General features: G+C 67.1%; 15 protein-coding genes. 6 read left to right on the top strand and 9 right to left on the bottom strand.

What is annotated here, in order from left to right; translation table 11 throughout:
• From pepN to RWX87_RS03960, 6 genes are all read right to left on the bottom strand, one after another.
• Positions 1-2,343 (bottom strand): aminopeptidase N (gene pepN, locus RWX87_RS03985; RefSeq protein ID WP_314687187.1); only part of this gene is annotated, 2,343 nt, incomplete at its 3' end.
• 235 nt (positions 2,344-2,578) lie between these two features.
• Positions 2,579-4,444, bottom strand: a complete 1,866-nt coding sequence (locus RWX87_RS03980) for a ribonuclease J (RefSeq protein WP_314687185.1) — start codon at positions 4,442-4,444, stop codon at positions 2,579-2,581.
• Positions 4,445-4,505: 61 nt separating this feature from the next.
• Entirely contained in the window at positions 4,506-5,396 is an 891-nt protein-coding gene (gene dapA / locus RWX87_RS03975; RefSeq protein ID WP_314687189.1) for a 4-hydroxy-tetrahydrodipicolinate synthase, read from the bottom strand.
• A gap of 91 nt (positions 5,397-5,487) precedes the next feature.
• Complete coding sequence (gene gnd / locus RWX87_RS03970) at positions 5,488-6,366, bottom strand: phosphogluconate dehydrogenase (NAD(+)-dependent, decarboxylating) (protein ID WP_314687184.1); 879 nt, start codon at positions 6,364-6,366, stop codon at positions 5,488-5,490.
• Positions 6,367-6,545: 179 nt separating this feature from the next.
• Positions 6,546-7,292: a gluconokinase gene (locus RWX87_RS03965; protein ID WP_314687182.1), complete on the bottom strand. Its 747-nt coding sequence runs from the start codon at positions 7,290-7,292 to the stop codon at positions 6,546-6,548.
• A gap of 123 nt (positions 7,293-7,415) precedes the next feature.
• The gene (locus RWX87_RS03960) at positions 7,416-8,846 is read right to left on the bottom strand and encodes a gluconate:H+ symporter (RefSeq protein ID WP_314687179.1); all 1,431 of its coding nucleotides are present in this window, start codon (positions 8,844-8,846) and stop codon (positions 7,416-7,418) included.
• A 178-nt stretch (positions 8,847-9,024) separates the two neighbouring features.
• Here RWX87_RS03960 and RWX87_RS03955 point away from each other — a divergent pair, with 178 nt between their 5' ends.
• Positions 9,025-9,750: an FCD domain-containing protein gene (locus RWX87_RS03955; protein WP_314687177.1), complete on the top strand. Its 726-nt coding sequence runs from the start codon at positions 9,025-9,027 to the stop codon at positions 9,748-9,750.
• A gap of 36 nt (positions 9,751-9,786) precedes the next feature.
• Here RWX87_RS03955 and dapB read toward each other — a convergent pair whose 3' ends face one another.
• Positions 9,787-10,539, bottom strand: a complete 753-nt coding sequence (gene dapB / locus RWX87_RS03950; RefSeq protein WP_314687174.1) for a 4-hydroxy-tetrahydrodipicolinate reductase — start codon at positions 10,537-10,539, stop codon at positions 9,787-9,789.
• Between the two features lie 95 nt (positions 10,540-10,634).
• Positions 10,635-11,387 (bottom strand): GNAT family N-acetyltransferase, encoded by a 753-nt coding sequence (locus tag RWX87_RS03945; protein WP_314687173.1) that lies wholly within the window; start codon positions 11,385-11,387, stop codon positions 10,635-10,637.
• A gap of 267 nt (positions 11,388-11,654) precedes the next feature.
• Here RWX87_RS03945 and RWX87_RS03940 point away from each other — a divergent pair, with 267 nt between their 5' ends.
• The 5 genes from RWX87_RS03940 to RWX87_RS03920 all read left to right on the top strand — a co-directional run bounded on the left by RWX87_RS03940 (position 11,655) and on the right by RWX87_RS03920 (position 24,142).
• Positions 11,655-13,067: a serine/threonine-protein kinase gene (locus tag RWX87_RS03940; protein ID WP_314687170.1), complete on the top strand. Its 1,413-nt coding sequence runs from the start codon at positions 11,655-11,657 to the stop codon at positions 13,065-13,067.
• 210 nt (positions 13,068-13,277) lie between these two features.
• Positions 13,278-19,214, top strand: a complete 5,937-nt coding sequence (locus RWX87_RS03935) for an Ig-like domain-containing protein (protein WP_314687166.1) — start codon at positions 13,278-13,280, stop codon at positions 19,212-19,214.
• Positions 19,211-20,284 (top strand): AAA family ATPase, encoded by a 1,074-nt coding sequence (locus RWX87_RS03930; RefSeq protein ID WP_399552295.1) that lies wholly within the window; start codon positions 19,211-19,213, stop codon positions 20,282-20,284. Before RWX87_RS03935 ends, RWX87_RS03930 begins: the two co-directional genes overlap by 4 nt.
• Before the next feature lie 10 nt (positions 20,285-20,294).
• Complete coding sequence (locus RWX87_RS03925; RefSeq protein WP_314687163.1) at positions 20,295-21,557, top strand: DUF58 domain-containing protein; 1,263 nt, start codon at positions 20,295-20,297, stop codon at positions 21,555-21,557.
• Positions 21,554-24,142, top strand: a complete 2,589-nt coding sequence (locus tag RWX87_RS03920; protein WP_314687162.1) for a transglutaminase domain-containing protein — start codon at positions 21,554-21,556, stop codon at positions 24,140-24,142. Before RWX87_RS03925 ends, RWX87_RS03920 begins: the two co-directional genes overlap by 4 nt.
• On the opposite strand, the gene rpoC is transcribed toward RWX87_RS03920, so the two are convergent.
• On the bottom strand, positions 24,108-26,957 hold a 2,850-nt coding region (gene rpoC / locus RWX87_RS03915; RefSeq protein WP_314687161.1), incomplete at its 5' end, for a DNA-directed RNA polymerase subunit beta'. The two genes, RWX87_RS03920 and rpoC, sit on opposite strands and share 35 nt — an antisense overlap.

The following is a 26,957-nucleotide window of genomic DNA, read 5'->3' as shown; positions in this document are numbered from 1 at the left end:
CGGCGTGGCGACCATGCCGCGGACGACCGCCTCGAGCTGCATGTTGGTCAGACCGTCGTTGCCGAGCGCCTCATCCCACGCCCAGGCCTTGGCCTCGGCGGTGCCGCGCGCGGCCCTGGCCCCGTAGGCGAACTCCCGGTTCTCCGTGGTGTCGCGACGGGCGAGCTCGGCGTCGATGGCGTCGGCGTCCATGAGGCCGACGGCCGCGAGCGCGTTGACGATCGTCCATCGCAGGTTGTTGTCGACCGTGAGTCCGTCGAAAGCGACCGAACCGTCCAGCAGACCGCGGACGTGGGAGGCGAACTCGTCGTCGTCCGGCTCGCCGTAGCCGAGATAGGCCATGACGAGCTGGAACTGCTCGTCGGAACCGGGTTTGGCGTCCTGGGCCAGCCCCCACAGCCGGGAGGCCACGGAGCGGACGACCTCGTCGCGGCGGGCCGGGTCGGTGTAATGCCAGGCGGTCGTGCCGACCTGCGCGAGCGCGTAGCGGAAGGTCGTGGACTCGCTTTCGCGGGCCAACGCACGCAGGGAGAGGTCGATGAAGCGTTCGGCGGGGAACTCGCCGTCACGGGTCATATCCCAGAGGCTCAGCCATACCACGGAGCGCGCGAGCGCATCGCGGAAGTCGGGCAGATGCTTCTCCGCGAAGACCAGCGACCGCTCGTCGAAGCGCAGCTTGGCGTAGGTCAGATCGCCGTCGTTGGGGAGGATGAAGGCCGGACGCCGCCGCCCCGCCGCCCAGGCGACCTCGGTGGAGGAGCCGTCCACATCAAGTTCCACGCCGTCGGTGCGCACCACGGCCCCGAGGTCGTCAAGGTCGTAGAAGCCGACCCCGAGGCGATGCACGCGCAGCGTGGGATGCTCGGCGGGGGCCGTCTGCGCGATACGCAGTTGGCCTATCGTCCCGTCGGCGTCCTCGGTCACCTCGGTGGAGAGCGTCGTGATGCCGGCCTCCTCAAGCCACTGGGCGCTCCATGCCCTGAGGTCGCGGTCGGAGGCCTGCTCGAGTTCGGCGAGCAGGTCGCCGAGGGTCGCGTTGGAGTATGCGTGCTTCTCGAGGTAGTGGTTGATCCCCTGGAAGAAGCGTTCACGGCCGACGTAGGCGACGAGCTGGCGCAGCACCGAGGCGCCCTTGGCGTAGGTGATGCCGTCGAAGTTGACGTAGGTGTCGTTGAGGTCGTTGATGGGGGCGACGATCGGATGCGTCGTCGGCAGCTGGTCCTGACGCAGGGCCCAGCTTTTCTCCCCCGAGCAGAAGGTCGCCCAGGCGTCGGTCCAGTCCGTGGCCTCGGCGGTCGCGAGCGTCGACATGAACTCGGCGAAGGACTCGTTGAGCCACAGATCGTTCCACCATTTCATGGTCACATAGTCGCCGAACCACATATGGGCCAGCTCATGGAGCACGGTGACGACGCGACGTTCGGCGAGGGCGTCCGTGACCTTCGATTCGAACACGTACTGGTCGCGGATGGTCACCAGGCCGATGTTCTCCATGGCGCCAGCGTTGTACTCCGGGACGTAGATCTGGTCGAACTTCGCATAGGGGTACGGAACCCCCCAGGTGCGGGCATAGAAGGCAAAGCCCTTCTTCGTGACGTCGAACAGATAGTCGACGTCCGGCGCGAAGGAGTCCTTCAGCGCCTGACGGCAGTACATGCCCATGGGGATGGTCCGACCATCCTCATTGGCGTATTCGGAGTGCCATCCGGCGTATGGACCGGCGCAGACGGCGGTGAGATAGGAGCTCATGACGGGCGTGGGTTCGAAGGTCCACCGCTTCGTCTTTTCGGCGGGATGGTCGCCAAGGGTGCCCTCGGCGGTCGTGGCGTCGGTGTCCTCCACGGATTCCGCCGGCTTGTTCGACAGCACCGTCCAGCTTTCCGGAGCGAGCACGCGGAAGCGGAACACGGCCTTGATGTCGGGCTGGTCGAAGACGGCGTAGACCCGGCGGGCGTCCGGCACCTCGAACTGGGTATAGAGATACACGTTGCCGTCCGAGGGGTCGACGCTGCGATGAAGCCCCTCGCCCGTCGTCGAATAGCGGCAGGTGGCGGTCACCGTCACCTCGTTGCTCTCCTCGAGCCCGGTGAGCAGCACGCGGCTGTCGCGGTAGGCCTCGGACGGGTCGATGCCGATGCCGTTAAGCGTGATGGCCTCGACGTCGTCGGCGATGAGGTCGAGGAACGTCGATGAGCCCGGCTCGGCATCGAAATGCACGACGGTGACGGATCCGAAGGTCCTCGGCCCGCGGGTGAGGTCAAGCCGAACCTCGTAGTTGACGGGCGCCTTGACGACGGCCCGGCGATTCCCGGCCTCGGTTCTCGTGAGATTGGCTCCCGGCATCAGCTGTCCTTCCCTCCGTCTCGCTCCGGGTCGGTGATGCCCCCGGTCGGATCCCCGCGTCCGGCACTGCGCCGAGACGCGATGCGGCGTGGTCGGAAACCCGGTCACGCCGCATCATTGCTTCATACCGTCCCTGCATCGGGCGGTCACCGTCATCTACATCCTATGCGCGCTTCGGCGCACGGCCATCCGTTTTCACCGGATGGTCCGACGCGCATCCGCACGCCGTGTGCGCCTACTTCGCGGGCTTCGCCGGCGTCTCGATGACGTCCTGGGCGATGTCCGCGACGACGGGAACGATCACCGGCTTGCGATGGAGCTGGCGGGCGACCCAGCCGCCCAGCGTGCGCCGCATGAGCTGCTGCAGACGGTAGGTGTCCTTGGTGCCCTGCATCATCGCGTCCTCGAGCTCGCCGACGATCTGGCGGCGGACCTTCTCGAATTCGGCCTCATCCTCGGCCACGGCGTTGAGGTAGATCTTCGGACCCGAGACGACCTCGTTGGCCTCGGAGTCCACGACCACGAAGCTGGAGACGAAGCCCTCGGTACCCAGGATCCGGCGCTTCTCGAGCTCCTCGTCGGTGAGCTCGCCGACCGAATCGCCGTCGACGTACACGTAGCCGCAGGGCACGGAGCCCACGACCGCCGCCTTGCCGTGGTAGAGGTCGACGACGTCCCCGTCCTCGGCGAGCACGACGTTCTGCGGGTCGAGTCCGGTCTTGACGGCGACGAGCCCGTTGGCCACCAGATGGCGGTTCTCGCCGTGGATGGGCATCGCGCACTTCGGCCTGATGATGTTGTACAGGTAGAGCAGCTCGCCCTGGTCGGCGTGTCCGGAGACATGGATCGCCGCGTTGTCGCGGTTGATGACGTGCGCACCCAGCTGCACGAGCTTGTTGATGACCTTGTAGACCTCATGCTCGTTGCCGGGGATGAGAGAGCTGGCGAGGATCACCGTGTCGAACTCGTTGACGGTGATGTCCCGGTGGTTGCCGTCGGCGATGCGCCCCAGCGCCGCCATGGGCTCGCCCTGGGAGCCGGTGCACATGTAGACGAGCTTGTCGTCCTGAATGTCGTGGGCCTGCTTGAGGTCCACCACCGTCCCTTCGGGGATGTGCAGATATCCGAGGTCGGAGGCGATGGACATGTTGCGCACCATCGAACGTCCGACGAAGACGACCTTGCGGCCGTACTTGTGGGCGGTGTCGACGACCTGCTGGACGCGATGGACGTGGCTGGAGAAGCTGGCGACGATGATCTTGCGCGTGGCCTCGGCGAAGGCGCGCTCGAGGGCAGGGCCGATGGAGATCTCCGGCTTGACGAAGCCCGGGACCTCGGCGTTGGTGGAGTCCATCATGAGCAGGTCGACGCCCTGCTCGCCGATCTTGCCGAATTCGACGAGGTCGGTGATGCGATGGTCCAGCGGCAGCTGGTCGAGCTTGATGTCGCCGGTGTCAATGATCGTGCCGGCGGGGGTCTTCACGCAGACGGCAAGAGCGTCGGGGATGGAGTGGGTGACGGCCACGAACTCCAGCATGAAGGGACCGACCTTGAGCTTGTCGCGTCCGTTCACCTCGACCTTGGTGGGGTGCTGGTTGTGCTCGGCGCATTTGGCCTCGACGAAGGCCAGCGTGAGCTTGGAGCCGATGAGCGGGATGTCGGGGCGGAGGTTGAGCAGGTAGGGGACGCCGCCGATGTGGTCCTCATGGCCGTGCGTGAGGACGAGGGCCTCGACCTGGTCGAGCTTGTCCTTGATGTAGTTGAAGTCCGGCAGGATGAGGTCCACGCCGGGCTGCTCCTCGGCCGGGAAAAGGACGCCGCAGTCGATGAGCAGGATATGCCCGTTGTACTCGATGACGTTCATGTTGCGGCCGATCTCGCCGAGTCCGCCAAGCGGGACGATGCGCATCGAGCCCTTGTGGTACTTGGGCGGGGCGATGAGGACCTCGTCCTGCTGCGGGGCGGTGGAGCGCGAGGGGCGCGAGCCTCGACGCGACTGCCCGCGGCCGGAACGATAGGGACGGGAACCGCGCGAGCGGGAGCCGTTTCGCGAGGAGCGCGTCGAGGATGATGCCGATGAATTGTTTTCTGCTGTTGCCATATCCTTCTTGGATTTCTGTTTATCGGTGTCCGCGCCTGTGCGCGGACGAGGAATGTGGGCCCTAGAGGAGACCGGCCGCGCGCATGCCGTTCTCGGCGCGCTCGAGCTCGGCGTCCCCCGGACCAACGTTGGGAAGACGCATGGTCGTGTCGTCCAGCTCGCCCTCGACCTTCAGGGCCGCCTTGGCCATGACGGCCTGGAAGCCGTTGCCGTTGAGCGCCTGGACGAGCGGCGCCAGGCGCACGGCCAGCCGTTGGGCCTCATGGATGTCGCCCGCATCGAAGGCGTCCGCCAGACGGCGCATGGGGGCGGCGGCGACATGGGCGATGACGGAGATGACGCCGACGGCTCCCACGGACAGGAAGGGCAGGAAGAGGCCATCGTCCCCGGAGTACCAGGTCAGCCCGGTCTCCATGCGCTTGCGCACGGCCCCGGCGATGTCTCCGGTGGCGTCCTTGACCGCCTTGACATGCGGAAGCTCGGCCAGACGGCGATAGGTCTCCAGCTGGATGTGCACGCCGGTGCGGCCGGGCACGTCATAGATGAGGATGGGCTTGTCCGTGGCCTCGTCGACGGCGCGGTAGTGCTCGAAGATGCCCTCCTGCGAGGGTCGGGAATAGTAGGGGGCGACGATGAGGACGGCGTCGGCGCCGGCCTCCTGCGTCATCTCGGTCATGCGCACGGTATGGATGGTGTCGTTCGATCCGGCTCCCGAGATCACCGGGACGTCGACGACCTCCTTGACGGCTTTGACGAGCTCGACCTTCTCCTCCATATGCGTCACCGGCGATTCGCCCGTGGTGCCGTTGACGACCAGGCCGTCGGCCCCGTCGGCGACAAGACGCTTCGCCAGTTTCCGGGCCGCCTCGTAGTCAACGGAACCGTCGGACTCCATGGGGGTGACCATCGCCGGAAGAACCCTTCCGAAGGGCGCGGGGTCGAGGAGATGCATGGAACTCATGGCCTTCACGCTACTTCGTGGGCGGGACTCGCCGAGGCTCGGCGGAACGCCGCCTCGACCCCCGACGGCCGCGTCGCCGACCCTACTCCCTGTCCACCGCATGACCGCCGAACTGGTTGCGCAGCGCGGCGACGACCTTCATCGTCGTCGGGTCGTCGACCTGCGAGGACTGCCGGGCGAACAGCGAGGCCGTCGTCACGGGCAGCGGAATCCCCATGCGCAGAGCCTCGGCGACCATCCACTTGGCCTCCCCGGACTCCTGCGCCCGACCGGCGACATGCCTCAGCCCCTCGTCGCCCTCGAGGGCGCGGGACAGCAGGTCGAGCAGCCAGGAGCGGATCACGGAGCCGCGCCTCCAGGAGGCGATGACCGCGTGGGGGTCGTCCACGAGGTCGCTGGCCTCAAGCATCGCGTACCCCTCCCCCAAGGCCTGCATCATGCCGTATTCAATGCCGTTGTGCACCATCTTGACGAAATGCCCGGCGCCGACGGGACCCGCGTGGACCAGACCGTCATCCCCTGCGGGTTTGAGCGTCTCGAGCAACGGGACGAGCCGGTCGAAGTCCTCGTCGGAGCCCCCGACCATCAGCGCGTACCCCTCCCGGCGCCCCCAGACCCCGCCCGAGGTGCCCACGTCGGCGAAGTGAATGCCATGGGACGCCAGCTCCTCGGCGTGGCCGCGGTCGTCGGAGAACCTGGTGTTCCCACCGTCGACGACGAGGTCGCCCGGCTCGAGCACGGCCGTGAGAGCGGCCACCGTGGCATCCGTGGCCCGCCCGGCCGGAACCATCATCCAGATGGTCCGGGGTGCGTCCAGGGCCGCGACCAGCCCCTCGACGCTGTCCACGTCCCTTCCCGAGTCCGCGGAGACGTCGTATCCCACGACCTCATGTCCGCCCTCGCGGAGCTTGGCGGCCATGTTGCCGCCCATACGTCCCAATCCGATCATTCCCAGCTGCATTGTTGTCCTTTCAGTCGTTCCGCCGTTCCCGTCATTTCCGCTCCCCCATCACGTCGAAGCCCCACATCAGGTCCGGGGCCCTGACCGGATCATCGGGCCTGGCCCCGCGTTTTCCCGTCGGACCGCGACCGACGGCGGGTCGGCGCGGGCGAAGGGGATCGTGGAGGAGGGGCGTCGCATCAGTCCTGTGCGATGGCCGACCGCATGCGCTTCTCGGACACGGCCAGTCCGAGAGCCGCGGCCACGGCGGCGGCCTCCTCCGCGGGGGTCGCCGAGGAGGCGACGTCCAGGGTCAGATGGGCCTCATCGTCCTGAGGAGACTCGAGGATGGCGAACTGCGAGTCGAGCATGGAGACCTTCATGAAGTGCCCGCTGCGCGAGCGCATGCGCCTGAGAACGGCGTCGTAGTCGCCGGCCAGATGGACGAAGACCACGCCGGGGCGACGCAGACGGTCACGGTAGACGCGCTTCAGAGCGGAGCAGGTGATCGTGCCGGGCTCGCCTCGGCGGATATGGTCGTCGATCCAGGAGCCGATCGACTCCAGCCATCCCCATCGGTCGTCATCCGTCAGCGGTATTCCTCGGGACATCTTGTCGATGTTGGCCTGCGGGTGGAAGTCGTCGGCCTCGGCGCTATCCCAGCCGAGAAGGGAGGACAGGTTCTCGTTCAGGGTGGTCTTTCCGCAGCCGCACACCCCCATGACGACGAGGATGGGCGTGCGCCCGTCGAGGAAGCCGTCGGGGACGGCGTTGCGGGTGATGAGGCGCGTCGCGGATGGGGCCGGTCGCAGGGCCGTCGACGTCGCCGTCTGATTCCCCTCCATCTCCGGGTCGGGCGCGGATGCGTCCCTGCCCGGGTCGGTTCCCCACGTCCCCGGATCGCCGGTCGTGTTTCTTCTGACGCCGCCCGTCATGTTCCCGTTCATATCAGCCTTTCCTTTCTCGTCGCGGCTCCACGAAGGGTTCTGGGATGGTCCGGACCCTGAGGCGGAAGCCGTCTGCCCCCCAGGGCCAGTCGGTCTGGTGTCGTTCCTCATCGCAGCCTCCGTTCAGCCCGCCATGGGCACGAAGATGCTCGTGAGGAGGGTGAGCGCGAGCACGACGACGGAAAGCAGGCATTCGAGCACCGACCATGTCCGGAAGGTCTCTCCCACCGACAGGCCGAAATACTCCTTGATCAGCCAGAATCCGGCGTCGTTGACATGCGAGAGGAAGATCGATCCGGCCCCGATGGCGAGCACCATCAGCGCCACGGCGGCCGATGAGGCGTTGAGGGACTGCATGACCGGACCGAGGATGCCGGCGGTGGTGATGATCGCCACCGTGGCCGATCCCGTGGCGATGCGCACGAAGGCCGCGATAAGCCATGCGAGCAGCAGCACGGAGATGTTGGAGCTGCGGACGAAGGCGGCGATGGCGTCGCCCACGCCGGTGTCGACGAGAACGCCCTTGTATCCGCCGCCCGCGCCGACGATCAGAAGAATGCCGGCGATGGGCGGAAGCGCCTTCTTCAGGGACTCGTTCGCGGAGGACAGCCTGCGTCCGGCGGCCTTCGACAGGGAGAGCATGGCGACGAGGACGGCGATGAGAAGAGCGACCGCGGGCTTGCCGACGAAGGACAGAAGCTGCGCCCCGACGGCGGACGAGGAGGCCCAGGTCGGTGCGACGATCTCCACGATGGCGTTGCCGAGCATGAGGATGGCGGGAAGCAGGATGCACAGCACGGACAGTCCGAAGGGCGGCAGCCGGCGTTCGCCGTCGGCCTCGTCCTCACGGCCTCCCATGAGCTCGTCCGTGGCGTGGCGAGGCACCCATCGTGCGGCGATGACGGAGAACGCGGGCCCGACGATGGCCACGGTGGCCGCGGCGATGGGGATGCCGAACATCATGGTCACGCCGACGTTGCCGTTGCTGAAGCAGCTCAGGGCGGCGAGCGGACCGGGCTGGGGCGGCACGCAGGCGTGCATCACGGACAGGCCCGCGAGCGCGGGGATGGCCACACGCATCAGAGGCTGGTGCGAGCGCCTGGAGATGAGGATGATGACGGGCACCATGACGACGAGGCCCACCTCGAAGAACATCGGCAGGCCGATGAGGGCGCCAATGAGGGCCATGGTCCAGGGGATGCCGGCCGGCGTCGCCCGGGCGAGAAGGGTGTCCACGATGCTGTCCGCCGCCCCCGTGTCCATGAGGACGCGTCCCAGCATGGAACCGAGACCGATGAGGATTCCCACGCTGGCCATCGTCGAGCCGAAGGAGTCCGAGAAGCTCGTCACCGTCGCCACCGGTCCGTATCCCGAACCGATCCCTACGATCAGCGAGGAGATCAGCAGGGAGACGAAGGGATGCAGCTTGGCGACGGTGACGAGCAGAACCAGCGCCACGATGCTGGCCGCGATGGCCAGGCCCAGGCGGGTCGAGTCGAGATGCACCGTGCTGGATGCCGCTAACGTCATCAATGTCGTCTGTGTCGTTGTCATTGTCCACTCTTCATTGAATGTCCATTACATTGCTTCGATTTGCCTGTCGTTTCAAGCGGCAGCATCATTGTTGCATGACGATTGAAATATAGACGCACATTTCGTATGTTGCAATACGAGAATTTCCCGCGTGTCGGATAAGCATGGCATAACCAGCCCCAATGCCATACTGGATACTATGCTGCACAAGACCCACGATGACGAGGACAACGACAAGGCCGTCACATCCCTCCACGACCGCCTGCTGGACTACTGGGGGATGTCGGTGGTGACGGGCGGCACTCCCGCGGGGCAACGGCTTCCGCAGCCGACCGTCCATCCTGCGCCGTCCCGGACCGTGACGCGCGAGGTCACGCGCGTCCTGGAGACCATGGGGCTTGTCACGGTGCGACGAAAGGCCGGGGCGACGGCCAATCCGCGCGATGGGTGGAACCCCTACGACCCGCATGTCATCGAATGGCGCCTGCGCAGCGGGCAGCGCGCGGAGACCCTCCGCGAGCTCACGGAGCTTCGTGCGGCCATCGAGCCGGAGGCCGCGCGTCTGGCGGCGACGAGGGCCACGCCCGACCAGTGGGCGACGCTCACGCAGGCGGCCATCGACATGGTCGCGCATTCCGCCGACGCCACAGGCGGGGAGTATCTGGACGCCGACATCCGCTTCCACGGCACGCTCATGCAGGCCTCCGGAAACTGCATGTTCGCGGCTCTCGGCAACGTGGTGGCCTCCATGCTCATCGGTCGCACCGAGCACAACCTCATGCCCGGCAACGCGGATGCGACGGCCCTGCGCCTGCATGGCGACGTGGCCGCCTATGTGCGCAAGGGCGACGGGGCGAACGCCGAAAGGGCGATGAACGACATCATCCGCGAAGCCGGAAGCTCCATCGAGACCCGGCTCTCATAGACCCAGCGAACCGCGGACCACACCGGACTCGATGTCCTAGAGGTCGAGGAAGGCGTCGAGCCCGACGGTGAGTCCAGGAAAGTCTCCCGAGGCCAGGCGCCGTACGGCGAGCAGCACCCCCGGCATGAAGGACGATCTGTCGAAGCTGTCCGCGCGCAGGACGAGCTGCTCCCCCGGATTGCCGAGCAGCACCTCCTCGTGCGCATTGAGGCCGCTCAGCCTGACGGCGTGGACGTGGACGCCGTCCACGACCTGACCGCGCGAACCGCCATCCGTCAGGGTCCCGTCGGGCATCGGCCCCAGCCCGGCGACGCGACGTGCCTCGGCGACGGCATGCGCCGTGTGCAGGGCGGTCCCCGAAGGCGCATCGACCTTGTCGGGATGATGCATCTCGATGACCTCCACCGACTCGAAGAACCGGGCCGCCTGCGCGGCGAAGCGGTCGGCCAGCACCGCCGACAGAGCGAAATTGGGGGCGATGAAGACCGACTGGCCCGTCCTCGGGGCGTGCGCGAGGGCGTCGCGGACCTGCTCCAGACCCTCCTGGGTCCATCCGGTCGTCCCGACGACGACGTCGACCCCGGAGGCCACGAGAGCCAGGACGTTACGCATCGAAGCCGACGGCACGGTGAACTCCACGGCCACGTCCGTGCCGTCCGGGGTGATCCGTTCGAGGCCATCCCCTGAATCCACGGTCTCGGCCAGACGCATATCCTCGGCCGCTCTCACGGCCTCGGCCACCGTCGAACCCATTCGTCCTCTGGCTCCGACAACGGAAACCCTGATCATATGCGTCCTCCTCGCTCATCGCCCGTTTTCGCGCTCGGACCATCGCCCGTCCGTCACCCGGCTCCGTCGGCACGATCGGCCGGGACCGATCCCCTTCAGACGATAGGGTGCACCGATGACCCATGCCGCGGTCTGGCGCCGGATCGACGTCGGATGGCATGGCCGCGGCCCATATGACCATCCAGCGGCGAGCCCTCGTACAGGAACACCCTGCGGGGGACGTCGCCTTCGGCGTCGGAGTGCAGCGCATGTCCCGCGAGGTCGTCAGGGACCTGGCGGTCGAACGTCCGTTCCAGACCTTCATGGCCATAGAAGCCGACATCGCATCCCGAATCGGTGTGCAGGAAGTACCGCAGCACCCCGTGCCGCGCCATGCCGTCCATGGCGGAACGCCACAGGGCTCCCCCCACGCCGTGTCCACGGGCGCGCGAGGAGACGAGAAAAAGCCCTATCTCCGCGGGAGCCGCCGAACGAACGCCGGATTCACGTTCCACCACGGCGTCGAGGGCATGCCAGGTCTCGGCGGCATCCAGGGCGCGGACCCCCTCGTCGCCCAGCGCCCGGATGTCCCCATTCACCTCATCAAGCATGCGTGACGCCCAGGGAAGGGCCGTCGGCTCCCCCTCGACCCTCACGGCCACGACCCCCAGCACCTCGCCCTCGAGCTCGGCGACATCGGCACCAGTGGCGGAGACGAGATAATGCAGCAGATGATGACGGGAGACAAGCAGCGACAGGCCCCGTTCGGAATGCGACCGCGACCCCCACATGTCGTCGTAGATGACGGCGACCTGGTCCAGATCGGCTCGCGAGAAGGGCCTGATGGAGAGGGACGGACAGCGGGACATGGGTGATGCGACCTTTCGTTCGGGGATGTGGACGGACCGTCAACGTATGCGGTCGTGCCAGCCTCCGCCACGCTACCCGGCGTCGACGACCGAAGGGCCGGAGACAAACCGCGCGCGACCGAGGGACACCGACCGTCAGAGACCGCAGTCCAGGCATGGCACGCTCCCCATAATCAACAGACCATCGCGAACGGCGTCGCGGAAGCGCCGGCGGAATACGGTGAGGGCACACGCCGCGAAGGGCGGTCCGGCTCAGGGGGTGCGCGCATGGGCGAATCGGTCGCACGGTTCCGATACGACGAGGGGCCGATGCCCTTCATACCGGGATACGAGTACGTCAGGACGCTGGGCGAAGGAGCCACGGCCCGCGTGCACCATTGCAGGCAGACCGCGACCGGCATGGACGTGGCGGTCAAGGTCGGCCGAAGGCCGCTTGACGAGAGGACGCGCAAGCTCTTCGACTCGGAGAGGCGTCTCATGGCCAGGGTCTCGGCCCATCCCTTCGTCCTGGGGATCATCGACGCCGGTACGACCCCGGACGGCCGGGGGTACATCGTCCTCGAATACGCACCCGGAGGCTCCTACGGCCAGATCATCCGACGGTGGCCCCTGCGGACGGAGCAGGCCCTCGACCTCGGAGTCAGGCTTGCGGGCGCGCTGGAGACCGCGCATCGCGCCGGAATCATCCACAGGGACGTCAAACCCGCCAACATCCTGGTCACCACGATGGGTCTCCCCGCGCTCTCGGACTTCGGGGTCTCGGCCGGCATCGACGGTTCGCGGCGGCCGACGGGATTCTCACTGCCCTGGGCCCCACCGGAGGTCGTCGAGGGAGGGGAGGGCACCGAACGATCGGACGTCTATTCGCTGGCCGCGACGATCCACGCCGCCGTGGTAGGGGCCTCCCCCTACGAGCACGTCTACCGCCCCCGCAGCCCCCAGGAGCTCGAGACCCTCATCCTGTCACGGGATGCGCCGCATCTCGACGGGTCCCAGGTGCCGCCGGCAGTCTCCAGGACGCTCGCCGTCGCCATGGCGAGGAAGCCCGACGACAGGTATCCGACCGCGCTGTCCTTCGCCAGAGCGCTGCAGGCGGTCCAGACGTCCTGCTTCGGACGCGCGACTCCCCTCATCGTCAAGGGCGAACCCCGATATCCACAGGGCAGGCAGCCGGCCCCTGCCCCTGCGCCTTCGCGTATGGCCAGCGGCCCGGAACGCATCCGTTGTGGACACGCGGCCGCCGCCGCGATCGCGATCGCGATCATCGTGACGCTCTGCCTGGCGTTCGCCCTGGAGGTCCGGCGGTCCCGAGGCTCGGACGGATGGGGAAGCGCCACGATCGGCGATGGTGGGATGACGGTCTCGCCCTCGCCCCGGACGTCGACCGACGTCGGCTCCGAACCGGAGCCCGTCCCCTCCCCGACGAATCTCGTCGGACGGTATTCGGGAGACACGGTGACGTTCACGTGGACCAATCCCGACCCGCGGCGTGGCGACGCCTACGCATGGACGAGGGTGGACTCCGGCTCCTCGGAATCGGTCGGCGCGCAGATCGTCGACGCCACGTCCGTGAGCATGGCCGGGGTCGACGAGGACCAGCTCTGCCTCCAGGTGAGCATCGTCCGTTCCGACCGGCGGACGTCCCAGCATCCGACCACGGCCTGCGCGGTACGCCGATGACGGCCGTTGCGGTGACGTATACGTGGACCCGGGACATGCGGGAAACGCGGGCGGTGCGCCCCCATGCGAAAGGACGGGCCGTTGGCGGGGGATGGACGGGCTATGGGAGAGTACGGGCCAGGATGGAGGGGGCGCGCCGATGACCGGGCCGCGGGGATTCCGTCGCCGCCGCGGACGGCCCTCCCCCCGAACCGATGGCTGACCCCGGTCGTGGCGCTCCTTCTGCTCGCCGGAATCGTCGCGGGGGCGGTTCTCGTCACCTCCGTGGCCCGCAGCCAGGTACACCTTGACGACGGCACCGTATGGGTGACGTCGCTGAGCAACCGGAAGGCGGCACGGTTCAACGTCCGCAACTCGGAAGCCAATGGCGGCGTGTCGTCCACGGCCCCCCGGTTCGACGTCGCGCAGCATGACGACGACACGCTTCTTACCGAGGGAGGCACGGTCACCGGCATCAGGGCGTCCACCCTCGCACCCTCGGGCAGAACCACGACGGGGACATCCACGGACACCAAGGTCGGCGGGGGAACGGCGGCCTTGCTTTCCACGACGAACGGCAATGTGTGGATCGCCGACGCATCAACGCCCCAGGACGCCAAGCCTGAGAGCTCGGACCCCCGCATGCGTCTGGGCTCGGGCGGCAGGATCGCCGTCACCCACGACGGCATCGTGTACGGCTACCGCCCCGCCGACGGCATGGTCCTGGCCCTTGACGGGCCGAAGGACACCACCTCCAGGCGGGTCGCATCGCTGGCGAACGGATCGGGGCGCACGATCGACGACTTCACCGTCGTCGGAGGCACGCCCGTCATCTCCTACGGGGGCATGATCCGATGGATCGACGGAAGCGCGGCCACGGGATCCACGGGAACCCTGACGCTGCAGGCCACGCCGACGGATGACGCGCAGCGGGGATGGGTGGCGGCTGCGGACGAGACCGGCCTGTATTCCGTGAAACTCTCCACAGGGAAGGTCATCCCCTCCGTCCTGTCCGCCGGGTCCCCGGCGACCCCGGCCCGACCGGTGTCCACCGGAGGATGCGCGTACGCCGCCTGGTCGAGGACGACGGCCAACCACGTCAGCGTCTGCTCCCCGACCGCGCACGCGCCGTTCTCGACCCTGCAGTCCGTCTCCGCGACCTCAGATCTCCTGTTCCGCACCAACCATCGTCTCGTCGTGCTCAACGACGTGACGAACGGCAACGTATGGAATCCCCGGGATTCCACGAAGGTCATCAGGATCCCATGGAACACCCTGCAGACGAGGCAGACGAAGCAAAGGACGGCCAACGACGACCCGGCCGACAGCCGGCGGAACCTCATCAACAAATGCTCTCCGCAGTCCGGGCGGATCAGGGCCGAGAACGACTCCTTCGGTTCGCGGATGGGCAGCCGCCGGATCCTTGACGTGCTTCGCAACGACCAGCAGACCGACTGCTCGGTGCTCGAGATCACCAAGGTGAGCGCACCGTCGGGGAACACCGTGGAGGTCTCCCCGGTCCATGACGGCCGGTATCTCCAGCTCGACGCGACCGGCGCCCACGCCGGCAGGGCGACGTTCACCTATGACATCAGCGACGGGCACGGCCAGACCTCCTCCGCCACGGTCACTCTGACGATTGAGGAATCAGACGGGAACCACGTCCCGAAGCAGAGCGATACGCCACCGGAATACGATGTGGAGCAGGGGGCGTCCTTCACAGTGAACGCGCTGGGAAGCTTCTCGGACGGGGACGGCGACCCCCTGACCCTCATCTCCGCCACGCCACGGAACTCCGATCAGGTCACGGTCTCCACCAGGGCCGACGGACAGCTCGTCTTCAGCGCCGGATCCGCCATCTCGGGCCGCATCACGATCGAGCTGACGGTCTCCGACGGCCGCGCCACGGGCACGGGGATGGCGCACTTCACCATCCATGCCGCGAATTCTCTGGCCGCGGCCATCGACCCCGTGATCAGGCGGACGATCCCCTCGACGGACACGTCCATCGATCTGAGCGACTACGTGCACGGCACGTCGGCCCGGATTCCGCGTCTCACCGCCGTGGACCCCGTCCAGGGCGCCACCATCACCATGAACGCCTCCACGATGACGCTCACCTTCTCCGCGACGGCCACCGGGACCTTCTACGCGTCCTACACCGTCATCCAGGGCTCCATAGCGGCCACCGGACTTGCCCGAGTCGAGGTCAGGGCTGCGACGGGACAGTCCGCCGCCCCCGTGCCGGTCAACGACGTCGCCCTGCTCGGCGCCGACGACACGGCCATCGTGGAGCCGCTGTCGAACGACGTCGACCCCATGGGCGGCGTGCTGTCGGTCACCTCGGTTCATACCGACTCCTCGCCGGGCATCACGGCCGGACTCGTCAGCCACAGGCGCGTGTATCTGACCGCGAACCAGCTTCCGACCGAGCCGATCGAGATCACATACACGGTGGCCAACGCCGTCGGGACCTCGCAGGGCACGATAGTCCTGCAGCCGCCGGCGCTGACGGCCAGCCAGTCGGCCCCCAGGGCCTCCGACGTCATCGCGCACGTACGCACGGGCGGCGTCGTCTCGGTGGACGCGATCGACCACGTCTCCTATGCCGACGGCACCACCGTCACCCTCCAGAGCACCCTGCAGTACGACAGGGCGACCTTCTCCGGACTCGTGTTCGTGTCGGGCGACAACGTCCGCTACCAGGCGTCCGACAAGCCGGGAAGCTACCGCGTCATCTACACGGTGAAGGACGGTCTGGGGAACACCGCCTCGGCGGCCATCACCTTCTCCGTCCATGGAAGCGACTCCGCGACCAAGGCGGCTCCTGCACCGAGGAACGTCGAGGCGCAGGTGGCGGCCGGGCAGAAGGTGAAGATCCCGGTCACGCTGACGGGAATCGACGCGGACGGCGACGTCGACATGCTTCTCGGTCTGGGGAACACCGCCCCCTCCCTCGGACGCATCACCGAGGTCGGTGCCGACCATCTCCTCTATGAGGCCTACACGGACTCCTCCGGGACGGACTCCTTCTCCTACGCCGTGGAGGACTGGACCGGACAGCGCGCCCAGGCGCAGATCAGGGTCGGGGTGTTTCGCAACGGGTCGAATTCCGGCGTCTTCGCACGCAACGACGAGATCGTTCTGCGGCCCAACACGGCCGCCACGGTGCCCGTGACGCGGAACGACGTCTCCGAGGACGGCTCCGACCTCGTCCTCGATGCGACGCTGGAGGTCCGTGGAATCACCGGCGCGACGACGAAGGACGACATGATCGCCTTCACGACGCCGAAGCGTCCGGGAACCGCGCACATCACCTACACGGTGAAGAACAAGGCGGGGCTGTCCGACACGGCGGTGCTCACCGTGACCACCGACCCCCAGGCGGTCATCGAGCCTCCCACGGCCTACGACTACCGCGTCGCGGCATCAGCCACCATCGACAAGAAGTCGGTGGACGTGGACGTCTCCGACTCGATCGGCAACCCCTCGGGAACCGCCGGCGAGCTGAAGGTCCGCGTGGACCCGTCCGTCTCCGCCCATGCGCGCGTCACAGGCGGAAAGCATTCCACGGTCATCACCATCGACCTCACGGACAAGTCGCGCTCAGTGCCCTACACGGTGACGAACACGACGTACGGCATCACCTCGACCGCCTTCATCCAGGTGCCGGCGTACGGCGTCTTCCCCCCGACGCTCCGTCCCAAAGCGCCCGCCCTCACGGTGAACGGCGGGGAGACGATCACCATCCCCATCGCCGACCATGTGCGCGTGGGCGCCGGGAAGAGCGCCTATGTGGAATCCCCCGACTCCGTCAGCGCCACCAAATCCAATGGCGGAAAACCGTACGTCGACGACCAGACGCTCCGGTTCACGGCCCCGCGCAACTATTCCGGACCGGCATCCATCACCTTCACCGCAGCCGACGCCGAGCCGGGCGACACCACCCAGAAAATCGTCAACTCGGCCGTGCTGACGCTGTCCATCACCGTCATCGGCAGGACCCCCTCGCCGCCGACCTTCTCCTCGACGACCATCGACGTCGTCGCAGGCGACGACCCGATGACGGTGGACCTCACAGCCCTGACGCATTCGCCCCTAGGGGACGACGTCGATTTGACCCGCTACGTCTATGCCGGGGGAACGTCCTCATCGGACATCACCGCGACGGTGAAGGCCACCGGAACCCTGACGGTCAAGGCCGGCAGCACGGCCAGGCCAGGGACGACCGTCGCCGTGCCCATCACCATCGGACACGACGGCGGGACGCTGACGGCGGGCGTGACCGTCGAGGTGACGGAGTCCACACGGCCTCTCGCGCGGGTCACCGGACCGTCGATCCAGCTCAAGGCCGGGGCGAGCCAGAAGGTGGACCTCTTCACGGACGCCTACAACCCCTTCCCCGACACGCCGCTGAAGGCGGTCGTCTGCACCACCAGCGGAACGGCGAGGCTCAAGGCGGACTGCGCCGGCTCCGGATTCATATCAATCACCGCGGACGCGGACATCGAAGCCTCGACGAACAGGGTCCTCGTCACCGTCCAGGACGCCACGGGAAGCATGGACCGGCAGGTGACGGCGACGATACTCGTGTCGGTCATCGACAAGCCGGACGCCCCTCAGCTCTCCCCCATCGCCGCGAAGCCCGCCGACTCGTCCGTCGACCTCTCGTGGACCCCCGGAGAGACGAACGGCAGCCCCGTCACCGAGTACAAGGTGGACTGGGACGGAGGCTCGAGGCCATGCGGGACGGCCACCGGCTGCCGTATCAGGGGCCTGACCAACGGCAGGGAGTACTCGTTCAGCGTCAGGGCGCGCAACGAGGCCGGATGGTCGAAGGCCTCCAACGCGGTGACGGGGACTCCGGACGTCGTCCCCACCGCGCCCAGGAAGGTATCGGTGACCCCGAGGCACCTCGCCGCCACGGTAACCTGGTCAGCCCCCGACTACGTCGGCACCGCCCCCGACAGCTACACCGTGACCCTGAACGGGCCGAACGGATGGAGCTCCACGCAGACCGTCATCGCAACCAGTGCCAGCTTCGACGGTCTGAGCAACTCACTGGTCCTCGACGGAACGAGCTTCTCGGCCACGGTGACCGCGCACAACCGGGCAGGCGATGGCACCCCCAGCGCCGCCAGCGCCTCGGCGAAGGTATGGGGGGATCCGGACAGGCCACGAATCGACGTTCGGCAGAAGGGCGGCAAGGCGGACATCGTCGTCTCTCTCGGCGATATGCATAACGCCGGATGCTCCTCCATCAGGCTGAGCGGAGGCGTCACGGCAACGCTCGGCTGTCCCGGCGACGGCTACACGAGCACCTCGGCAGACATCACGGCCGACCAGTACGGGACCACGGTGACCTACACCGCGACGCTGAACCCCAACCGCGACGGCGCGGCATCGCCCCGGTCATCCACGAGTCTCAGCCCCGGGAAGACGGTGGATTCCCCCGGAACGCCGACCATCTCGGCGGAAAACCGACAATGCAAGGTCTCCTGGACGGCGACGGATGCCGATGACAACACCACCTTCACCGTCGGCTACCTCTCCACGTCGGCTGCAGGGATCACGGGAACCACGTTCAGCTTCGATCCCGGCGCATGGAATCACTGCGGAGGCGTCACCGTCACCAGCGTCTGGAGCAACGGCACCGTCATCTATCGCAGCGATTCCGTCGCGACCACGGGTGGAGGCGACACGATACCCGACAAGCCGATGGCCGACGTCGGAGGAATCTCCGTGTCCTGGAAGGACCATGACACCATCGACATCAGCGGATCGGTCGACTCCTATGGGCAGAGCGCGAACGTCATCTTCGCCATCAACAACGGATCAGACGACTGCACCGCCCGGAACGTCGACCAGAAGAGCTGCCACTCGGTCAAAGCCCCGCCCACGACCGTCGACGTCTCCGATCTCCCGGACGCCTCATCGTATACATGGGAACTCTTCGTGACCGCCACGGACTCCTCCAGGAGCCCCCTGAACAACTCGACGGATGAGCAGATGCTGGGAGCCCGCCCCTCCCAGGAGCAGGATTCCATGATCCGTCCGCTCGCCGCCTTCGTCCCCTCAGACGCGACCGCGGTCCGACGCAGGCGGATCTTCACCACATCCACGCCCACCCACGCCACCGTCACGAAAAAGCAAGGAGAACCCGGATGAGCAGCACCTCGCGACCCACGGACGACGGAACCGCGAACCTCGATGCGACAAGAATCACCGATTCCACGAGGCTGTCCGACGCCACCAGGCCATCAGACGCCACGCGGCTGCCCGCATCCCCTGACGTGATGCGCCTCCAGAGCGCCTTCGACTCCATCGCCAAAAACGCATCCCAGGTCATCGTGGGCAAGAACCTGCCCATCCGTCTGTGCATCACCGCTCTGATGGCCGGCGGCCATGTCCTGCTCGAAGACAACCCCGGTACCGGCAAGACTCAGCTGGCCCGAGGCCTTGCACGCTCCATCGGCGCCTCCTTCAAACGCATCCAGTTCACCCCTGACCTTCTCCCCTCGGACGTCGTCGGCATGACCTTCTACGACCAGCGCGACGCCAAGTTCGAATTCCGCGAGGGCCCGGTCTTCGCCTGCATCGTCCTGGCGGATGAGATCAACCGCGCCTCCCCCAAAACCCAGTCCGCGCTGCTGGAAGTCATGGAGGAGCGGAAGGTGACCGTCGACGGCGTGACGCATGACGTGCCACAGCCGTTCATCGTCATCGCCACGCAGAACCCCATCGAGCAACTGGGCACCTACAAGCTGCCCGAGGCGCAGATGGACCGCTTCCTGATCAGGACCTCCATGGGACATCCGGGCCGTGAAGCGGGCCTCGACATCCTTCGAGAGCTCGACATCGCCGATCGCGCCACGACCATCAACCCCGTTCTCTCCGGCGACGACGTCCTGGCCCTGAGGCGAGCGGCCGAACAGGTGCACGTCGACGACGCCATCCTCGAGTACGTCATGAGGCTCGTCGAGCGAACACGGCAGGATTCGCGCATCGCCGTCGGATCCTCCATGCGAGGGGCGCTGGCGCTCGCCCGATGCGCGCGGATCTGGGCGGCGGCGGACGGACGCGGATACGTCCAGCCCGAAGACGTGGAGGACCTGGCCGTGCCGGTGCTCTCTCACAGAACCGTCCTCACCGCGGAGGCGACGTTCGAGGGAGTCTCCTCCGACGATGTCATACGCGACATGCTCGGACGGATCCCCTCCCCCGTCATGGGATCGTGAAAAGGCCATCATGACCTCCATGACGAACCCATCGACGAGCGGAACGGGGACGACCCGACGACGTCCCCTCGCGACGACGCTCCCTCGGAGGGTCAGATTCCTCAGGCGCTTCGGACGAGGAATCCGCCATGCCCTCCTCGCCTTCGTCTCCCCTCTCGGCTGGATCGCCCTCGCCCTCGCCACGGCCTGCGCCGGGGGATTCCTCCTGCTCGGCTGGCATGAGCTGCTGGCATCCGCGCTTGCCCTCGTCGCCATGCTCCTGTGCGGACTGATGATGTCCCTCGGAAACACGAGGATAAGGGCATCCATCGGCGTGGCGAGCCCACGGGTCACGGCGGGCAGCGAGGTCGTCATCCACGTCGACGTCGCCAATCCAGGGAGAGCGTCGACCGCCGCCGCGCATGGCGACCTGCCTCTTGGCGACGTCCACCGAGGATTCGTCATCCCCCCGCTCATCCCCGGCACCTCACGACGCACCGACGTCAGTTTCACGGCCGCGTCCAGGGCGGTGCTGACCATCGGCCCTCTGCGTGTCCGCAAGGGCGATCCCTTCGCGCTGGTCAGACATGAGCGGGCGACGGCGGACATACTGACGGTGTACGTCCATCCTCGCATCGTCCCTCTTCCGGAGCTCGACGCCGGCGTCCGCCGGGATCTTGAGGGACGGCCCAGCGGACAGATCGTGGACGACGACCTCGACTTCCATGGACTGCGCGAATACCGGCCGGGCGATGACATCCGCAACGTGCACTGGCTGAGCACGGCGAAGGCCGGGGAGCTCATGATCCGCCAGTTCGAAGCCACCCGACGCACGGACACCAGCCTCACCATCGGCGTCAACCCCGAAGGCTATGCGGGACCGGAGGAGTTCGAACTCGCCGTCTCCGTCCTCGCCTCGATCGGCGTGCAGTGCCTTGAACGGCACCGTCCTCTGACGGTGCATGCCGGCGATGCGCATCACAGCCCGACGACGCCCGGGATCCTCCTCGACCTCTGCAGCGGCATCCGCCCCGACGACGGCGAAAAGCCGAACCTCGCCCAGGACACTCTGCTGCGCTCCCCCGACGCCTCCTTCTACTTCTTCGTCGTCGGGTCCCTCAGAACCGCCGAGGATGTTCGACGAATGACGCTCCCCCTCCCCTCCGCCGCTACCCGCGTGGTGGTGCGGTGCCGATTCGGACGGCCGAAGTCCGTCCGCCGTTCCCGTGGCCTCTCGCTGGCCACCGTGGGATCACTGGAGGACCTCCCTCTCGTGTTGGGGGCGCTCGCATGACCTCCTCGGATGAATCGCCATCCCGCGTCCCGAGTTCGCGGACGCCCTCCATCGTCGCCGGCTCATGGGCCGATTCGACCCATTCGGCCATCCGGCTCTTACGGGAGGACGCGCATGGGGCTCGGCCTCATATCCATCGGGAAGCGGGAACGGACTCCATCGCGGCGGCGGTCGTCGTCATCCTCGTGACGCTGATGGGCTCGGCCAATCTGATCGACGTCTATGGAACGACCCTGGGATGGTGCGTGACGGCGATCCCCGCGGCCGCCATCGGCATGGCCATCGCGGCGGCAGGTCTGCTGCCTTCCTTGCGTCTGTGGTGGCAGCTGACATTTCTGTGCGTGGCCCAGCTGGTCGTCGGACCGGCCATCACCCTGAACGGAACCACCATCGGCCATGTCATTCCCACGCTTTCGACGCTATCCGACGGCGTCATCTCCCTGCTCGGGTCTTTCACGTATCTCCTCGCGATCGAGCCTCCCGTCGGCACCGGCGACGGATCCCTGCTCGCCCTCTGGACGATCGCCCTGTGGTCGTCGTTCCTCGCGGGCCTGGCCGCGGAATCCTCCCGGCCGGAACTGCGTCCTCTGGCTCTTCTCCCCTGGGGAGCATGCTTCGCCGTCAGCGCCCTCCTGGGGACCCGGACGGGAGCGTTGCGCGTGGCCTGCGGAACCGCCGCCTCGCTGCTCCTCGTCCTCTGGCTGTCCCGGTCGTTCCGGACGCTGGAGATCGGTCGCTGGTTCTCCATGCTCGTCATCCTTCTGGTCACCGTGGCCACCGCGGTCGGAGGATGCCTGGGCATACCCCAGAACCGCACGATCCTGCGGGACGTCCATGATCCGCCGATCAGCGTGGACGGCTATGCAAGCCCTCTGAGCTCCATGCGATCCATCATCAAAAAACACAAGAACGACACCCTTCTCACGGCAAGGAATCTTCCGGCCGGTTCGACGGTCCGGCTCGCCGTCATGGATTCCTTCGACGGCAACGTATGGAACCTGTCGGACTCCACCAACTCCTCCGATTCCTCCGACTACCGCCGCATGGGAAGCCGGACGGCCTCCACGACCACCTCCGGAAGGAGCTTCACGGCAAGCCTCACCGTCCGCAAAGGGCTTTCGGAACACTGGCTTCCACTCGCGGGAACCCCGACGAGCATTGACTTCTCCGACCCCTCCTACCAATCCTCCCTGTACTACAACACCTCCACTGATTCGGCGATACTGTCGACGGGACTTCACGGAACGATGACCTACACGGAGACGGGAGTCATCCCCGCCACGCCGACGGACGGGCAGATCGACAAGGCGAACGCGGCGTCTCTGACGCAGCCTCAGGCACAGGACGTCCCCGACGTCGTCGACGCCCTCGCATCGGCCATAGCCGGCGGCGAACAGACCGGAGGCTCCGCCGCGAAGGCCCTGGCGGACAGGCTCCGCGAATCCGGATGGTTCTCCCATGGTCTGACGGGAGACCACCCTTCGCTCGCCGGCCACGGCAATGACAGGATCACCCAGCTTCTCGCGGGCACGGCCATGGTGGGCGACAGCGAGCAGTACGCCTCGGCGATGGCCCTGATGGCCCGCCAGGTGGGTCTGTCATCCCGGGTCGTCCTCGGCCTGGTGCCGAAGGACGACGAAGGCGCCATCGATAACAGTCGGACGAAGAAGCGGTCGGACGGCTCCACAGTGACGACGTTCACCGGCAACGACATTGAGGCATGGGTGGAGATTCCGCTCGACGGCTACGGATGGGTGGCCTTCTACCCCACGCCCAGGGAAAGCAGGACGCCCGACGACAGCCAGAATCTCACTCCGCCGAATCCCCGGACCCTGGTGCGTCAGCCTCCCGTCCCTCTGACCGACCCGCTTCGCGACGAGAACCAGGCGCGGGGCTCCTCCTCCCTCGTAGGGAGCGATGAGGCCGACGAGAACCTCGGCAGCACGCTGTGGGGCAGAATCGGGGGAATCGCCGTGAAGGTGGCCGTCTATGCCAGCCCCGTGTGGGCGATCGCACTGCTTTGCGGAAGCATCCTCCTCATCAAGGCGCTGACGCTCATCCGATGGAGACGCCATGGGACCCCGCGCCAGCGGCTGACGGCGGGCTGGAGGGCGCTGTGTCTGGAGGCCGATGGCGTCGGGTCCGGCGACTCCGGAGGACGCCGAGCCCAGGCGGAGGTCATCCTCCGGACCGGCGCCGTCGACCCCATCATCATGTCGGAGCTCTGGAGGGACGCGAACCATGCGGCGTTCTCCGGTGACAGCGTCACGAACGCCCAGGCGGAGAAGTACTGGCGACGAATCGAGTCCACAAGGCTCTCGATTCGTCGGACCCGGACGTGGCGCGGGCGTCTTCGGATGCGACTGTCCCTGCGGGGGCTGACCTTCCGGGATCTGATTCCCCTCCCGGCCACGCCCTCGGTGCGCCGGGCAGAGGATGGACGCAACGAACGACGGAACGACAACGTCCGTGGCCCCGGCTCCGGAACGGAGTCGGGGCCACGGTCTGCCCTATGTCGTCTCGCAGGGGACGACGACGGTCACGGGTCGGTCAGACGAGACCGCCCTGACCGCCCTGATCGTTGAGGAAGTCGTCGGGATTGTCGTCGTCACCCGGCTTGTAGTCGCCGAAGTCGATGTTCGACAGATCGACGTCCCCGGTGTCGGTGGAATCGAATCCCGGAAGCGCCTCGGAGTCCCCACCCAGACCGAAGTTCGGGTAGATGCTCTCGCGGATGGCCTTGTCGGGCTCGACGACGGCATTGCGGTAGCGGGCGAGACCCGTGCCTGCGGGGATGAGCTTGCCGATGATCACGTTCTCCTTGAGACCCTTGAGATCGTCCTCCTTCTCGTTGAGGGCGGCGTCCGTGAGCACGCGGGTGGTCTCCTGGAACGACGCGGCGGACAGCCACGAGTCGGTGGCCAGCGAGGCCTTGGTGATGCCCATCAGCTCCGGACGCCCGACGGCGGGACGCTTCCCCTGCCCCACCGCGGCCTTGTTGATCTCGGTGAGCTTCATCCTGTCGACCAGCTCGCCCTCCAGCACATCGGTGTCACCCGCGTCGACGATCGAGACCCGCCTGAGCATCTGCCGGACGATGACCTCGATGTGCTTGTCGTGGATGTCCACGCCCTGCGAGCGATAGACGTTGTGGACCTCGTCGACGATGTTGGTCTCCGCGGCGCGCGGTCCGAGGACGCGAAGCACCTTCTTGGGATCGAGCGACCCCTCGAGGAACTGGGTGCCGACCTTCACATGCTGACCGTCCTTGACGAGCAGGGGCGCCCGGCGCGTGACCTCGTAGCGCGGATTGGCGCGCACGACCTCGCCGTTCCTCTGCTTCTCGCCCGGCACCGCGCTGGGATCGTCGGGGACGAGCTCGATGACGCGTCCCTTGTCCGTGTCCTCGATCTTCACCGTGCCGTCGTATTCGGCGAACGGCGCCTCGCCCTTCGGCGTACGCGCCTCGAAAAGCTCGGTGACGCGCGGAAGACCCTGGGTGATGTCGGAGGCGGAGGCGACGCCGCCGGAATGGAAGGACCGCAGCGTGAGCTGGGTGCCGGGCTCGCCGATGGACTGCGCGGCGACCACGCCGACGGCCTCGCCGACGTCGACCAGCCTGTTGGTGGCCAGGGACCATCCATAGCATTTGGCGCACACGCCGCGCTGGGACTTGCAGGTGAGCACCGACCGCGCGTACACGTCCTCGACGCCATGGGCCACGAGGTCCCTGAGGACGTCCATGGACAGAGCGTCCCCGGCCTTGTACAGAACGGTCTTTCCGTCTCTCGGATCCGTCACGTCCTTGGCGAGCAGACGGGAGTACGGACCTCCGTCGGCGGCCTTGACGAGGACGAGGTTGCCGTCCTCGTCACGGTCGGCGACCTTCAGCCGCAGACCATCGGTGGTTCCGCAGTCATCCTCGCGGACGATGACCTCCTGCGCCACGTCGACGAGTCGACGGGTGAGGTAGCCCGATTCGGCGGTGCGCAGAGCCGTGTCGGCAAGTCCCTTGCGGGCGCCGTGCTGGGAGATGAAGTACTCCAGCACGGACAGGCCGTCGCGGTAGTTCGACTTCACGGGGCGTGGGATGATCTCGCCCTTCGGGTTGGCCACGAGGCCTCGCATGCCGGCGATCTGGCGGATCTGCATCCAATTGCCGCGGGCGCCCGACTGGACCATGATGTTGACGTTGTTGTCGTCGTGGAAGTTCTCGCGCATGGCGTCCGCGACCTTGTCCGTGCATTCGGTCCACAGGTTGATGAGCTCCTGGCGACGCTCCTCGTCGGTGAGCAGACCCATGTCGTACTGCGAGTTGACCTTGGCGGCCTCGCCCTCGTAGCCGTTGATGATCTCCTGCCGGTCCGGAGGGGCGATGATGTCGGAGAAGGCCATCGTCACGCCCGACCACGGGGCCCGGGTGAAGCCGAGGTCCTTGAGGGCGTCCAGCGTGGCCGCGACCTGCGCAATGGAGTAGCGTGCGGCGATGTCGTCGACGATCTTCGACAGACGGCCCTTGGCGACCTGCTCGTTGATGAACGGGTAGTCCACGGGCAGCGTCCTGTTGAAGAGCATGCGGCCGTAGGAGGTGGCGAAGAGGACGGAGCCGTCATGCAGACGCTCCTCCGTCACCTTGTCGGGGCTGCCGGGCTCGGGGTCGACCGCCTCGAGCTCACCGGGCTCCCAGCCCACCGGCAGGACGAAGTCCTTGGGCAGACGGATGAGAACCTTGGACTGCATGTCGATCTCGTGGCGGTCGAGGGCCATGGCGGTCTCGGCGAGCGAGGAGAACACGCGGCCCTGGCCCTTGGCCCCCTCGACGACGGTGGTCAGGTAGTACAGGCCGAGGATCATGTCCTGCGAGGGCATGGTCACCGTGTGGCCGTCGGCGGGCTTGAGGATGTTGTCGGAGGCCATCATCAGCGAACGGGCCTCGGCCTGGGCCTCGGCGCTCAGCGGCAGATGGACGGCCATCTGGTCGCCGTCGAAGTCCGCGTTGAAGGCGGCGCAGGCGAGCGGCGGCAGATGGATGGCCTTCCCTTCGACGAGGATGGGCTCGAAGGCCTGGATGCCGAGCCTGTGCAGGGTCGGCGCGCGGTTGAGCAGCACCGGATGCTCGGAGATGACCTCCTCGAGCACGCCCCACACCGCGGGGTCGGCGCGGTCGACGAGCCGCTTGGCGCTTTTCATGTTCTGCGCGTAGTTGAGGTCGACGAGCCGCTTGATGACGAACGGCTTGAACAGCTCGAGGGCCATGGGCTTGGGCAGGCCGCACTGGTGCATACGCAGCGAGGGGCCCACGACGATGACGGAGCGGCCCGAGTAGTCGACGCGCTTGCCCAGCAGGTTCTGGCGGAAGCGCCCCTGCTTGCCCTTGAGCATGTCGGACAGGGACTTGAG

Source organism: uncultured Bifidobacterium sp. (genome assembly GCF_963540075.1).
Lineage (GTDB): Bacteria > Actinomycetota > Actinomycetes > Actinomycetales > Bifidobacteriaceae > Bifidobacterium.
This window is presented reverse-complemented; position numbering and strand designations above follow the sequence as displayed.